10 protein-coding genes and 1 pseudogene are annotated in these 13,144 nt (G+C 70.1%); 8 read left to right on the top strand and 3 right to left on the bottom strand.

Translation table 11 applies throughout. From position 1 onward, the window contains the following. Positions 1-502: 502 nt before the first annotated feature. From ACWBNA_RS04710 to ACWBNA_RS04690, 5 genes are all read left to right on the top strand, one after another. Positions 503-1,411 carry a universal stress protein gene (locus ACWBNA_RS04710; protein ID WP_482702584.1) on the top strand — a complete coding sequence of 303 codons (909 nt, stop codon included), beginning with the start codon at positions 503-505 and terminating at the stop codon, positions 1,409-1,411. Positions 1,412-1,616: 205 nt separating this feature from the next. Further along, positions 1,617-2,540, top strand: coding sequence for a carbamate kinase (locus tag ACWBNA_RS04705; RefSeq protein WP_482702582.1), 924 nt, complete (start codon positions 1,617-1,619; stop codon positions 2,538-2,540). Positions 2,541-2,694: 154 nt separating this feature from the next. Further along, complete coding sequence (gene pflB, locus ACWBNA_RS04700) at positions 2,695-4,956, top strand: formate C-acetyltransferase (protein ID WP_482702581.1); 2,262 nt, start codon at positions 2,695-2,697, stop codon at positions 4,954-4,956. A gap of 5 nt (positions 4,957-4,961) precedes the next feature. Next, entirely contained in the window at positions 4,962-5,699 is a 738-nt protein-coding gene (pflA, locus tag ACWBNA_RS04695) for a pyruvate formate-lyase-activating protein (RefSeq protein WP_482702579.1), read from the top strand. A gap of 446 nt (positions 5,700-6,145) precedes the next feature. Next, on the top strand, positions 6,146-6,772 hold the full coding sequence (locus ACWBNA_RS04690; RefSeq protein ID WP_482702577.1) for a hypothetical protein: 627 nt from the start codon (positions 6,146-6,148) through the stop codon (positions 6,770-6,772). A 192-nt stretch (positions 6,773-6,964) separates the two neighbouring features. Here ACWBNA_RS04690 and ACWBNA_RS04685 read toward each other — a convergent pair. The 3 genes and pseudogenes from ACWBNA_RS04685 to ACWBNA_RS04675 form a co-directional block, all read right to left on the bottom strand. Next, positions 6,965-7,463, bottom strand: a pseudogene (locus tag ACWBNA_RS04685) (pyridoxamine 5'-phosphate oxidase family protein). 201 nt (positions 7,464-7,664) lie between these two features. Further along, the gene (gene adhE / locus ACWBNA_RS04680) at positions 7,665-10,340 is read right to left on the bottom strand and encodes a bifunctional acetaldehyde-CoA/alcohol dehydrogenase (protein ID WP_482702576.1); all 2,676 of its coding nucleotides are present in this window, start codon (positions 10,338-10,340) and stop codon (positions 7,665-7,667) included. Positions 10,341-10,642: 302 nt separating this feature from the next. Beyond that, positions 10,643-11,371 (bottom strand): CBS domain-containing protein, encoded by a 729-nt coding sequence (locus ACWBNA_RS04675; protein ID WP_482702574.1) that lies wholly within the window; start codon positions 11,369-11,371, stop codon positions 10,643-10,645. A 743-nt stretch (positions 11,372-12,114) separates the two neighbouring features. On the opposite strand from ACWBNA_RS04675, the gene ACWBNA_RS04670 reads away from it, so the two are divergent. The 3 genes from ACWBNA_RS04670 to ACWBNA_RS04660 form a co-directional block, all read left to right on the top strand. Continuing rightward, positions 12,115-12,318, top strand: coding sequence for a hypothetical protein (locus tag ACWBNA_RS04670; RefSeq protein ID WP_482702572.1), 204 nt, complete (start codon positions 12,115-12,117; stop codon positions 12,316-12,318). Then, a complete protein-coding gene (locus tag ACWBNA_RS04665) occupies positions 12,315-12,737 on the top strand; it encodes an ATP-binding protein (RefSeq protein ID WP_482702570.1) in 423 nt (140 codons plus the stop codon). The genes ACWBNA_RS04670 and ACWBNA_RS04665 overlap by 4 nt, the downstream gene beginning before the upstream one ends. A 17-nt stretch (positions 12,738-12,754) precedes the next feature. Further along, positions 12,755-13,144, top strand: a 390-nt coding sequence (locus tag ACWBNA_RS04660; RefSeq protein WP_482702568.1) for an STAS domain-containing protein, incomplete at its 3' end; no start/stop codon positions are given.

The following is a 13,144-nucleotide window of genomic DNA, read 5'->3' as shown; positions in this document are numbered from 1 at the left end:
TGCCCCGTTGCCCGACCATGGGCCACCCGGCCCTCTGGCCGGGCCGCCCGGTACCCCGCGAGAGCCCTTGGGCCCCTGGGCCGGGAACGGGCCGGGCGGTTCGATGAAGACGAGAGACAACCCGCTGAAAGGGGGTGCTCATTGTGGGTACGTCACTGACGCCGGAGTTCTGGAGGCTGTTCGCCATCCTCCTGGTGATCTCCATGGCGGTCACCTTCGTGCTCAGCGCCGCGCTCGACGCGCTGGCGCTCCGTGCGCAGCGGCGCCGTGTCCGTCGCCGGCCGGCGCTCACGCGGACGACCGGAGGGTCCCGTCGACCCGACAGGACCTTGGTCCGTCGCTGAGCCACCAATGTGCGCGCGGAGCCTGGATCGCGGGGCCGGAGTGGGGCCGAAAGGTTCCACGAAGGGGCTGTACGGCCCCTGCGCACCAAGCCGTTCCTGCACGACGCTCGAACCGGACGAGCAAACGGGCTCGGGCCTGGACGGAGGAGGTAGACAGCATGCTTCGCCACGTCACCGCAGGTGTCGACGGTTCCACCGAGAGTCTCGCGGCCGCTCACTGGGCGGCCCGGGAAGCCCTGCGTCGCGGAGCCGCGTTGAGGCTGGTGCACGCGTGGGCCTGGCATCCCCGACCGGCCGCCTCCGTACCCATGGGCACGAGCGAGCGCGAGTGGGCCCAGCAGACCCTGGACCGAGCGGTCGGCAGCGTCCGGGCCGCACATCCAGGGCCGCGGATCGTCGAGCAGTTGGTGTCCGGCTCCGCGGTCGACGCCCTGCTCGCTGCGCCCGAGGAGGCGGAGTTGCTGGTGCTCGGCTCCCGCGGGCTCGGCGGTGTCGCGGGCTTCCTGGTCGGGTCCGTGTCCCAGCGGGTCGTGGCCAGGTCGCTGCGCCCCGTGGTGCTCGTCCGGGCGGGCGAGGCCGCCGCCGACGAACACCTCGCGGTGTCCGACGGGGTCTCGCCGGAGGAGATTCCCGGGACCCCGTACCGCGATGTCGTCCTGGGGCTGGACACCCGACGTCCTTGCGACGAGCTGATCGAGTTCGCCTTCGAGGCCGCGTACCGCTACGGAGCCGCACTGCACGTGGTCCACGCCTTCAGCGTTCCGTCGGCCGACGGCGCCGACCTTCACGCGGTCACAGGATCCGGGCCGGAGCTTCTCGCGGCACAGGAACGCGCCGTCGTCGCGACGCTGCGTCCGTGGTGCGAGAAGTTCCCCGAGATCTCCGTGACCGAGACCGTCTCCGAAGGCTGGGCGGCCACCGCACTGGTGCGCGCGTCGTCCAGGGCCTCCCTCGTCGTCGTGGGGCGCCGCACCCGCGACGGCCACCTCGGTACGCACATCGGGTCCGTGACGCACGCGGCGCTCCATCACATCGGCTGCCCCGTCGCAGTCGTGCCGCATGCCTGAACCGCTTCTCCAGGCACCCGCCGCCCGCCGCCGGCCTCACGACCACCGCATCCGCCCGGACCGGAACTGCCGCGACCTCGACGGGCCGGAGAGTCATCAACGGGGCCTTGGCCCCGCTCACCTGTGCCGCCTTCGACCAGACAGGCGGAGAACCGGCTGCACGTCATCAAGGCCGTGCCGGTCGCCCACCCTGGAGGACTGAACCGTGCGCATCGTGATCGCCCTCGGCGGCAACGCCCTGCTGCGTCGAGGTGAACGCCCCGACGCGGCCGTGCAGCAGGCGAACGTCGACCGGGTGGCCACCGCTGTCGCCGGCCTCGCCCTCGAACACGAGGTCGTCATCACCCATGGCAACGAGCCGCAGATCGGCCTGCTCGCCATGGAGAGCGCGGCCGACCCGGTGCTGACCTCCCCCTGTCCGCTGGACCTGCTGGGTGCCCAGACCGAGGGCCTGATCGGCTCGCTGCTGGTCCGGGCCCTGTACGACACGCTGCCCGGCCGCAAGATCGCCGCACTCGTGACCCACACCCTGGTACGGACCGACGATCCGGCCTTCGTGCGGCCCACGAAGCGCGTCGGCCCGGTGTACCCCAGGGATGTCGCCCGCTCCCTCGCACGAAGGCGCGGCTGGCACATCGCCAAGGACGCCATCGGGTGGCGCCAGGTCGTCGCCTCACCCGCACCCCAGGGGATCGTCGAGACCGAGATCATCCACGACCTGCTCACCTGCGGCGCGCTGGTCATCTGCGCCGGCGGTGGAGGCGTTCCCGTCACCGCCGACCACGACACCGGCGCGCTGACCGGCATCGAGGCTGTCGTCGACAAGGACCTCACCGCCGCCCTGCTGGCCGAGGAACTCAAGGCCGACTTCCTGCTCATCCTCACCGACGTGCCGAACGTCTACGCCGACTACGGCACCCCCGGCCAGCACCCCGTCCTCGACGTCACCCCCGACGACCTGCGCCGCGGAGGCTTCCCCGACGGCTCCATGGGGCCCAAGGCGGAGGCCGCAGCCCGGTTCGTCGAACGCACCGGCGGTCTGGCCGCCATCGGCGCCCTCGACGCGGCCTACGAGATCGTCCACGGCAGGTCGGGGACCCTCGTCCGCCCCGAGCTGCCCATCGGCTGAGGCCCGCAAAGGCGGGGCGGGTGGGCCGAACGGCCCCACGGGCCGGGACGGACGGCATCGTTCACAGGCCTGTCCGGCACTGCCCGCGAACACGGCGCAAGACAAGTATCTGCAGTGAGAGACGCACGTATGCGACAGGAGAGGACACCCGGCGATGACCACCACGGTGACAGCTGGCAGCCGAACGGCAGAGGCATGGCGAGGCTTCGCCGGCTTGCACTGGCGCGACGGCCGCATCGACGTACGCGACTTCATCCAGGCCAACTACACGCCTTACGAGGGCGACTCGGCGTTTCTGGCCGGTCCGACCGAGCGCACTCTCGCCGTCTGGCACAAGGTCAGCGCGCACTTCCCCGAAGAGCGGCGCAAGGGAATCCTCGACGTGGACCCGGGCACCCCGTCCACCATCACCTCGCACCGGCCGGGCTTCATCGACCGCGACCGGGAGCTGATCGTGGGCCTGCAGACCGATGCCCCGCTGCGGCGGGCCATCATGCCCAACGGCGGTTTGCGGATGGTCGAGAACAGCCTGAAGGCGTACGGATACAAGGCCGACCCCTTCGTCACCCGCGTCTTCGGCTCCTACCGCAAGACCCACAACGACGGTGTCTTCGACGCCTACACGCCCGAGATGCGCGCCGCCCGCAAGGCAGGCATCGTCACCGGCCTGCCGGACGCCTACGGCCGCGGCCGGATCATCGGCGACTACCGACGCGTCGCGCTGTACGGCACCGACCGGCTCATCGAGTCCAAGCGGGCCGAACGCGCCCTGCTGGACGCACGGCTCTCCAGCCCGGACGTCATCCGCGACCGTGAGGAACTGGCCGAGCAGATACGGGCGCTGGGTGAACTGACCCAGATGGCGGCCTCGTACGACTGTGACGTCTCCCGCCCCGCTGCCACCGCCCACGAGGCCGTGCAGTGGCTCTACCTCGGCTTCCTGGCGGCGGTGAAGGAGCAGAACGGCGCCGCGATGTCGCTGGGCCGGACCTCCACGTTCCTGGACGTCTACGTGCAGCGGGATCTGGAGGAGGGGCTGATCGACGAGACCCGGGCGCAGGAGTTGATCGACGACTTCGTGATCAAGCTGCGCATCGTGCGGTTCCTGCGCACCCCGGAGTACGACGCGCTGTTCTCCGGCGACCCGACCTGGGTTACGGAGTCCATCGGCGGTATCGGCGCCGACGGGCGCACGCTGGTCACCCGCACGTCGTTCCGCTTCCTGCAGACGCTGTACAACCTCGGTCCGGCCCCGGAGCCCAACCTGACCGTGCTGTGGTCTCCTCAACTCCCTGCCGGATTCAAGGAGTTCTGCGCCCAGGTGTCCATCGACACCAGCGCCGTGCAGTACGAGTCCGACGACCTGCTGCGCCCGCACACCGGCGACGACACCGCGATCGCCTGCTGCGTCTCGGCGATGACGGTGGGCCGGCAGATGCAGTTCTTCGGCGCCCGCGTCAACCTGGCCAAGGCACTGCTGTACGCGATCAACGGCGGCCGGGACGAGATGACCGGTGAGCAGATCGCTCCCGAGGCGCCCGCCCTGACCGGCGAATACCTGGAGTACGGGGAGTTGTCGGCCGCGTACGACCGCATGCTGGACTGGCTGGCGGCCACGTACGTCAACACGCTCAACGTCATCCACTACATGCACGACAAGTACGCCTACGAGCGCATCGAGATGGCGCTGCACAACCACCCGGTGTACCGCTACATGGCCTGCGGGATCGCCGGACTGTCGGTGGCCGCCGACAGCCTCTCCGCCGTCAAGCACGCCCGGGTGAAGGTGATCCGGGACGACACCGGCCTGGCCGTCGACTACGAGATCCAGGGCGAGTTCCCGGCGTACGGCAACAACGACGACCGTGTGGACGCCCTCGCCGTCGACCTCGTGAAGTCCTTCATGGCCAAGGTCAGCCGACACCCCACCTACCGCAACGCCGAGCACACCCAGTCGGTGCTGACCATCACCTCCAACGTGGTGTACGGCAAGCACACCGGCAACACCCCCGACGGCCGCCGTGCCGGAGAGCCCTTCGCGCCCGGCGCCAACCCGATGAACGGCCGGGACTGGCACGGGGTGGCCGCCTCCGCCCTGTCGGTGGCCAAGCTGCCCTACGAGCAGGCCCGCGACGGCATCTCGCTGACGACCACGATCACCCCCGAGGGGCTGGGGCACAACCCGGCCGAGCGGCCGGGCCACCTGGTCGGCATCCTCGACGCCTACACGGCCTCGGGCGGCTTCCACATGAACGTCAACGTCCTGGACCGGGCGACGCTGGAGGACGCGATGGAACACCCGGAGAAGTATCCGGAGCTGACGATCCGGGTCTCCGGGTACGCCGTCAACTTCGTCCGCCTCACCCGCGAGCAGCAGCTCGACGTGATCAGCCGCACTTTCCACGGATCGCTGTGAACGTCATGACCGAGCCGGTGACGGGCCGGATCCACTCCTGGGACCTGTCCACGGGAGTGGACGGTCCCGGGACCCGGTTCGTGCTCTTCGTCAGCGGCTGCCCGCTGCGCTGTCTGTACTGCGCCAACCCGGACACCTGGCACATGCGCGACGGGAAACAGACCACCGTCGACGAGGTCATGGCTGAGATCGAGAAGTACCGGCCCTTCATCACCGCCGCCGGCGGGGGAGTGACGCTCACCGGCGGCGAGGCCCTGCTCCAGCCCGCGTTCACGGCCTCGATCTTCCGCCGCTGCAAGGAACTCGGTCTGCACACGGCCCTGGACACTTCCGGCTTCCTCGGCGCCCGCGCCACCGACGCACTCCTCGCCGACACCGACCTGGTCCTGCTGGACATCAAGTCCTTCGACGTCACCACCTACCGGAAGCTGACCGGCGGCGAACTCACGCCCACCCTGAACTTCGCCACCCGCCTGAACCGTCTCGGCAGGCGGATGTGGATCCGCTACGTCCTGGTCCCCGGCTGGACCGACGACCCCACGGCCGTCGACGGACTCGGCGCGTTTCTGGTCGGCCTCGGCAACGTGGACCGCGTGGAGATCCTGCCGTTCCACAAACTCGGTGCGGCCAAATACGACGCTCTCGGCCTGCCCTTCGCACTCCGGGACACTCCGAGCCCGGGACCCGAACTCGTCCGGAGGGTCCAGGAGCAGTTCCGGGAGCGGGGCCTGACCGTGTTCTGAACGGCTCGGTCCCGGTGCGGCTTTGTCTCACCAGGGATGGGTCCGGATCACGACGCGAGCGCGGCTGCTCCTGGGACCTCGGTGGCCTGAAGCCCGGCGTCGGCCTCGACGTGAACGGCCCGGTCGGAATCCTTCGACCGGGCCGCTGTCGTGTTCGACGGAGGCGTCGCCGGCCTCGCGGTGCGTGCCGCGGCCGTACAGCCGTGGGGCGGTTCGGAGAGGTCAAGTGCCTGCGCCACCAAGAGAGAACCCACCTCCTCGGCGCCGGTCTGCCCTAGGCGCCGCCGGTCCCCGGGACGTCTGAACGGTCCGGCCGATCCGGGACGTTCGGCCCGGTTCTCCGGCCCTTGCAGCCTCTCCGAACTGCCTTGCAAGCGCGGCACATTGGAGATGCAAAGAGAGTCGCCGACACCCCCACGCATCACCTGTTGGAAGGGATGAACATCATGGCAGTCCACGACCACCCGCAACGGCACCCGGGATTCCACTTCCCGTCCCTGCGGAGGACCCGGACGGCGGCACCGGAGTCCGCCGACACGACCACCGCGGCGGTGACGGCGACCCCCGCGTACGTTTTCGCCGGGCTTCGCGTCCTGACCGGGTTCGTCTTCCTGTGGGCGTTCCTGGACAAGACCTTCGGCCTCGGTTACGCGACCCACTCCGGCAACGGCTGGATCGACGGCGGCTCACCGACCAAGGGCTTCCTCAGCGGCGTGGCCGTCGGGCCGATGGAGTCCACCCTCCAGGCTTGGGCGGGCGACGCCTGGGCGGACTGGCTGTTCATGCTCGGCCTGCTGGGCATCGGCCTCGCCGTCACCGCCGGTATCGGGCTCCGTCTCGCGGCCGTCGCCGGCACCGCGATGATGGCCCTGATGTGGATCGCGGAGTGGCCGCCGGCCAAGCACCTGTCCGACGGCACGGCGAGCATGTCGACCAACCCGTTCGCCGACTACCACCTCATCTACGCCATCGTCCTGATCGCCCTCGCGGTCGCGGGCGCCGGCGCGACCTGGGGTCTGGGCAAGGCGTGGGCGCGGCTGCCGTTCGTCAGCCGCAACCGCTGGCTGCTCTGACCTCCACACCCAACAGACCGGGGCACCGCCGCAGCAAAGCGGCGGTGCCCCGGTCGTATGCGCCGCCCGCCACCAGCAGTGCCATGACCGGCGCCCGTGCGCTGCACACAAGATCGGCGATCCGGCGCATGGGCAGACCTGCTCGACTGGCCCGCGCTTGTCGAATGCCTTCATGCTCCCCGCCCCGTCAGGTCACGGAGCTGCTCGGCCCATGACGTCCGCGCCGTGTCCGGGTTCAGGCGTCGGCGGACCGTCGGTCGCCATGAGCCGGATTCCGGTGATCAGGTCGGGGCGGATGCGGACCGCGTAGTCCATGGTCTGCTGCACCCAGATGCAGCATCGCCCGGTAGCGGGTCAGCTCCAGCGGGTCGGTCACCACGTGGGCGTATCCGGTGGCCACGACGCTCCAGCCGAGGTGTGCGTCCGGGTCGATGGTGTCGGCTTCGTAGGCGATGACGACGCCGGGCAGGCCGGCCTGGCGGGTGTGCGAGGCGAGTGCCGCACCCTCGGCAGCGCGGATGATGATGTCGCCGTCGTCCAGAACGTGGTTGACCGGGCGGACGGTCGGCAGCGCATGCCGGGTGAACACGATCCGCCCCAGGGACACGCTGCCGAGCAGCCTCAGGGCCTCGGTACTGTCGAGCTCGACGCTGCGGCGAGGCCCGGGAGAGGCCACCAGGTAGTTGTGGATTCTCGTGGCCGGCTTGCGTACGGACTCGTCGCTCACTTCATGCCTCTGGTTACGGCCCCCGATTTTCGGTGGGTCGAGGCAGGGATCTGGCACTGGAAAGGGAGGGGAGGTGGGGCCGTAGACAGGCCCCAGGGGGTCGATCAAACAGCGGTTCGATCGCCTCGCTGGGGCCGTTCGGCCCACGCCACCGTCCGACCGGCCCTACTCGCCGGGCATGCCGGCCGGTCCGTAGTAGGCCGCCCGCATGAGCTGCCGCATGTCGTCGAGCATCGGCATGCGTGGGTTGGCCGGCGCGCACTGGTCCTCGTAGGCGTTGAGGGCCTGCTGGGGCAGGGCGTCCAGGAAGGCACGCTCGTCGACGCCGAGAGCCTGGAAGGACGGCTCGATGCCGGCGGCGGCCCGCAGTCGTTCCACCGCGGTGGCGAGGGATTCGACGCCCTCGGCCGGGGACGCGGCGGGCAGTCCCAGGGTGCGGGCGATGTCCTGGAAACGTTCCGGGGCCCGGTAGTTCTCGTACTTCGGCCAGCCGGTGAGCTTGCTCGGCACGGTCCCGTTGTAGCGGATGACGTGCGGCAGCAGCACGGCGTTCGTACGCCCGTGGGCGATGTGGAAGGTGGCACCGAGGGTGTGCGACATGGCGTGGACGATGCCGAGGAAGGCGTTGCCGAAGGCCATACCGGCGATGGTGCCGGCGTTGTGCATCTTCTCCCGTGCCTCGGCGCTGCCCGCACGGTCGTTCACCGCGGCGTCGAGGTGGTCGAAGACGAGCCGGATGGCCTGCAGGGCCGGACCGTCGGTGAAGTCGTTGGCGTAGACGGACACGTACGCCTCGATGGCGTGGGTGAGGGCGTCGAAGCCGCTGTCGGCGGCCAGGGCGCGCGGCAGGTCGGCGGTCAGCAGAGGGTCGACGATGGCCACGCTGGGGGTGAGCGCGTAGTCGGCCAGCGGGTACTTCTTTCCGGTGGCGGGGTCGGAGATGACGGCGAAGGGGGTGACTTCGGCGCCCGTGCCGGAGGTGGTGGGGATGCACACCAGGCGGGCGAGCTTGCCCAGGACGGGGAAGCGGAAGGCGCGCTTGCGGATGTCGGAGAACTTCTGCCGCATGTCGGCGAAGTCCAGGTCCTTGCCGGTGGCCTGCTGCTCGTACAGCAGCCACATCACCTTCGCCGCGTCCATGGGCGAGCCGCCGCCGAGGGCGATGATGGTGTCCGGGCGGAAGTCGCGCATCAGGCGGGCGCCACGCTGCACGGAGTCGATGCTGGGCTCGGGCTCGACGTTGTCGATGATCTGCAGCGTCACGGGCTCGGGACGGCGCTGCAGCACGCGGGCGACGCGGTCGACGAAGCCGAGCCTGGTCATGGTCGCGTCGGTGACGACGGTGACGCGGTGCACGTCCGGCATGGACGCCAGGTAGCGGATGGACCCCGGTTCGAAGTAGATCTTCGGCGGGACCTTGAACCACTGCAGGTTGTTGTGCCGGGTGGTGACCCGCTTGATGTTCAGCAGTTGGGCGGCGGAGACGTTGTTGGACACCGAGGTGCTGCCCCAGGAACCGCAGCCCAGCGTCAGCGAGGGCAGCAGGCTGTTGTAGATGCCGCCGATCGCACCCTGCGAGGAGGGCGCGTTGACGATGACCCGCACGGTCTTCATCCGCATGCCGTACGCCTCGGCCACCGCGCGGTCCTCGGTGTGCACGACGGCGGTGTGGCCCTGGCCGTGGAAGGCGACCATGTCGGCGGCCAGGTCGAAGCCCTGCTGCTGAGAGCCGGCCCGCAGGACGGCGAGCACCGGGCAGAGCTTCTCGCGGGTCAGCGGCTCGTCCGGGCCGACCCGTTCCGCCTCGACCAGGATGACCGAGGTGCCCTCGGGCACGCTGAAGCCGGCCTGTTCGGCGATCCATTCCGGGCTCTGCCCGACGGCCGCCGCGTTGACCTTGGGTTCGCAGCCACCGCCCGCGGCCTTGTCGGTGGGGAAGAGGAACGCCTCCAGCCTGGCCTTCTCCTCGGCGGTGGCCAGGTGGGCGTGCAGGGTGCGGAACTCGGCCAGGGCGGCGTCGTAGATCTCGCTGTCCAGGATGACGGCCTGCTCGGAGGCACAGATCATGCCGTTGTCGAACGACTTGGACAGCACCAGGTCGTTGACGGCCCGGCGCAGCTTCGCGCTCTTGTGTACGTAGGCGGGGACGTTGCCGGCGCCCACGCCCAGCGCGGGCTTGCCCGCCGAGTAGGCGGCCTTGACCATGGCGTTGCCGCCGGTGGCGAGGATGAGAGACACACCCTCGTGGTGCATCAGCGCTCCGGTCGCCTCGATGGATGGCTGCTCGATCCATTGAATGCAGTACTCCGGCGCGCCCGCGGCGACGGCCGCGTCGCGCACGATGCGGGCCGCCTCGGCGCTGCACTGCTGGGCGGAGGGGTGGAAGGTGAAGACGACGGGGTTGCGGGTCTTCAGTGCCATGAGCGCCTTGAAGATCGTGGTGGAGGTCGGGTTGGTGACGGGCGTGACCGCGCACACGACGCCGACCGGTTCAGTTATTTCGATCATGTCGTCGATGTCGTCACGGGCGGTGACCCCGACGGTCTTCATGCGGCCCATGCTGTGCGTGACGTGCTCGCACGCGAACATGTTCTTGGCCGCCTTGTCCTCGAACAGGCCGCGCCCGGTCTCCTCCACGGCCAGGCGGGCCAGCGCGGTGTGCTGGTCGAGGGCGGCGACCGAGGCCTTCTTGACGATGTGGTCGACCTGCTCCTGGGTCAGCGCCTCGTAGTCGGAGAGCGCCTTGAGCCCGTTCGTGACCAGTCGGTCCACCGCGATGGCGGTCTCGGACGGCGTGCCTTCGGGAGCGGCCGCTCGGGTTCGGGCGTCCTGTCGAGTCATGGGGATTGCGCCTCCGTCGTCGAGGTCATGGGCCGGAAGACCGGCAACCTGTCGTGTATGGGGGAGCACACCGCGAGGGATGGGTACCGCTCCCACCAACACCGTGTCGCACACGGGAGCCGCCACCCAGGCACCGAAGGTCCCGGCCGGGGTCCGACCGGCCCCGGACCGCCGGGCCGGTCGGAACCGTCCCGGCGGCGGTGGCGCAGTGAGGCGGTGGTCAACGGGACCGTGGGCGTCACCCGACGGACAAGAACGGTCTGGTGCCGTCCAGCTGGACGTCGCCGATACGGCGCCGGGGATCACCGCTCGGGGAGCCAGTGGTGGGCGATCCGACGCGAGGGGTGCTTCTCGGGGGGCCGGGTGTCGTCGATGCGGAAGGTGAGGCTGCTCATCACGCCCACGACCCCGTCCACCCGCCAGGTCAGCTGGAACACCAGCGGAATGTCGCTACGGCGGTCCAGGCGCCCTTCCAGCCTGGCCATGCCGTCGTGGACCGAGACGATGACGGTGTGGGGCGGCAGGCACATGGCGCGGGTCAGGACCTCGTCGAGGATTTCCTGGCGGATCTCCTCGTCGGTGCGCAGGAAGACCCGCAGCAGGTCACGGCGGGTGGCGATGCCGATCAGACGGTCCTCCTCGTCCACCACGGGAAGCCGTTCGACGTGGTGGCGCTCCATCACCCGCGCGGCGTCCGCGACGCCCTGTTCCGGGTGCACCGTGATCGCGGGTGTCGACATCAACTCTCCGGCGGTCATGGCACGGGCCTTGGCGGCCGCGACCCGCGCCTTCCGGCGCAGGGACGGCAGCCGCAAGCGGCGTCCTCGGTGGTCCTGTTCGGCCTGGGCCGCCTGTCGGCGCATCAGATCGGTCTCGGAGATCACACCGAGGACCTTGTCGTCGGCGTCCACGACCGGCAGGCCGCTGATGCGGTGCCGGGCCAGTAGTTGTGCCACTTCCTTGAACGGGGTCTCCCGGCGCGCCCGGATGACCTCGGAGGTCATTACCTCGCCGACCTTGGAGGTTTTCACGGCAGTTCCCTTCTCCACTGGTGCCTGCGGAGCACAATCGGTTCTTCGATGCGCACGGCCCCTGCGGGCCGGCCCTGATCCCCCGGGGTGTCGTGCCTCGCGATGGGCACCGCGGGCCAGGACTCGCGAGTGAGGGCGGCTGGTCCGCCGCTGCCGTCCCGTTGGACTGTCCCGGGCAGCCGGCCTCCGATGCCTCTTCAGCCTCCCCTGTACCGGCCTGATGGCGCAGGGGCCAACTGGTCCAGGGTCCTCGGACCGGACCGCCCTCTTCTCGGCGGCACTCGGTCCGGGAACGGAACCGCCCCACGGAGAAAGCCAGGAAAACCGCCCCACCGCAGATCCGGGAGAGAGGAACCGCAACCACCAAGCACGGTATGGCAGTTGGCATGGCTATGCGGGGTCCTGGCTGGACCGGCCCGTTGTGTACGTTCCGGCCGCGAGCGCCGTCGGCGCCGTCGGGGTACGACGTGTGGCGGAGAGTTCGGTCGGATCACATCTCGAAGACGATGCGGGCCTTGATCCGCCCATCGAGGACTTCGGCGATGGAGTCGTTGACGGTGTCCAGGGGCGGGGCCTCGTAGATGACCTAGGCGTTGTGGCTGCTCCAGGACGCCACCCGAGGGGGCCTGGTCCGTCTCCGGCGTGAGACGCCTGTGGTCCGCCCGGCCGTCCATGTCCCGGAGTACGGACGGCTGATCGTCCGGACTCCCGCGCAGGACTGCCGGCCGTTGTTCCCCTGTCACGTGGAGAAGACCAAGGCGGTGCGCGGGAGCGGCTGGACCGTGACCGTCACGGGCTCGGCCGAGGTGATCAGCGATCCGGATGAGGCCGTGCGCCACCGCCGTAAGCTGCCCGGCCGGGTGCACGGCGCGCCCGAGACCCTGGTCCGTGTTCGCCCGCATGCCGTGACAGGGTTCCGCCTCGCCCACGCCGAGGCCGTCCGATGAGCGCCCGGCTGGAAACTCTGCCCCTGCGGCATGTGCTGACCCTGTCGGCGATGGGCTCGGCGGTACGGATCGCCCGCGAGACCACCGAGCAGGTCCTTGACGAGTGGGGCATCAGCCGACGGCATCCCACGGTGGATCCGGCGCTGCTGATCCTGTCCGAACTGGTCACCAACAGCGTCCAGCACGCCGCCAGTGTGTCCCCGAACGTGACCGTGATCTACGCGGCCGGCTCGGACACGTTCGCATTCGCCGTGCACGATCGCCATCCCTACCAGCCCGCGCTGTTCGCCGCGGTGACGGGAACGGGCGGCGGGCTGGGCACCGTCATGGAGCTGACGCTGGGTCTGGGCGGCACCGCCGTCATCCGCGGTGACGCGCACGGCAAGGGAAAAAGCATCTGGATCACCCTCCCCCTGTGAAAGATCGAGGCAGCAGGATGACCATCGAGTGGTGCTACACCATCCATTCTGACCTGGGCGTCCTCTCCCTGGCCGGACACCTGGGCCCCGAGGCGGTGGCCCGGTTCACCGGCGCGATCGGGTGGGTCCAGGCGCGGGGCACCGGGCCAGTCATCCTGGACCTGACCGAGCTGCGCGGCTGGTCGCTCGGCGGCCGGCTGGCTGTCACGCAGGCGGCCCGCCGGCTCGAGGACGAGGGACGGCGCCTGGAACTCGCCGCGATCCCCGCGGACTGCTCCCTGCTCCCCGACGGCACCCGTCCGCCGATCCCCGTGCACCACGACCTGCCCACCGCCCTCGCCGCTCACCGAGCCGTGGTCGGTGAGCGGCGCCAGTGGTGCAGCGACGCGTGGCCCGGCGAGCCCCCC

The organism is Streptomyces sp. Q2, from assembly GCF_056820935.1.
The sequence above is the reverse complement of the archived record's forward strand: the minus strand, read 5'-3'. Positions and strand labels throughout refer to the sequence as shown.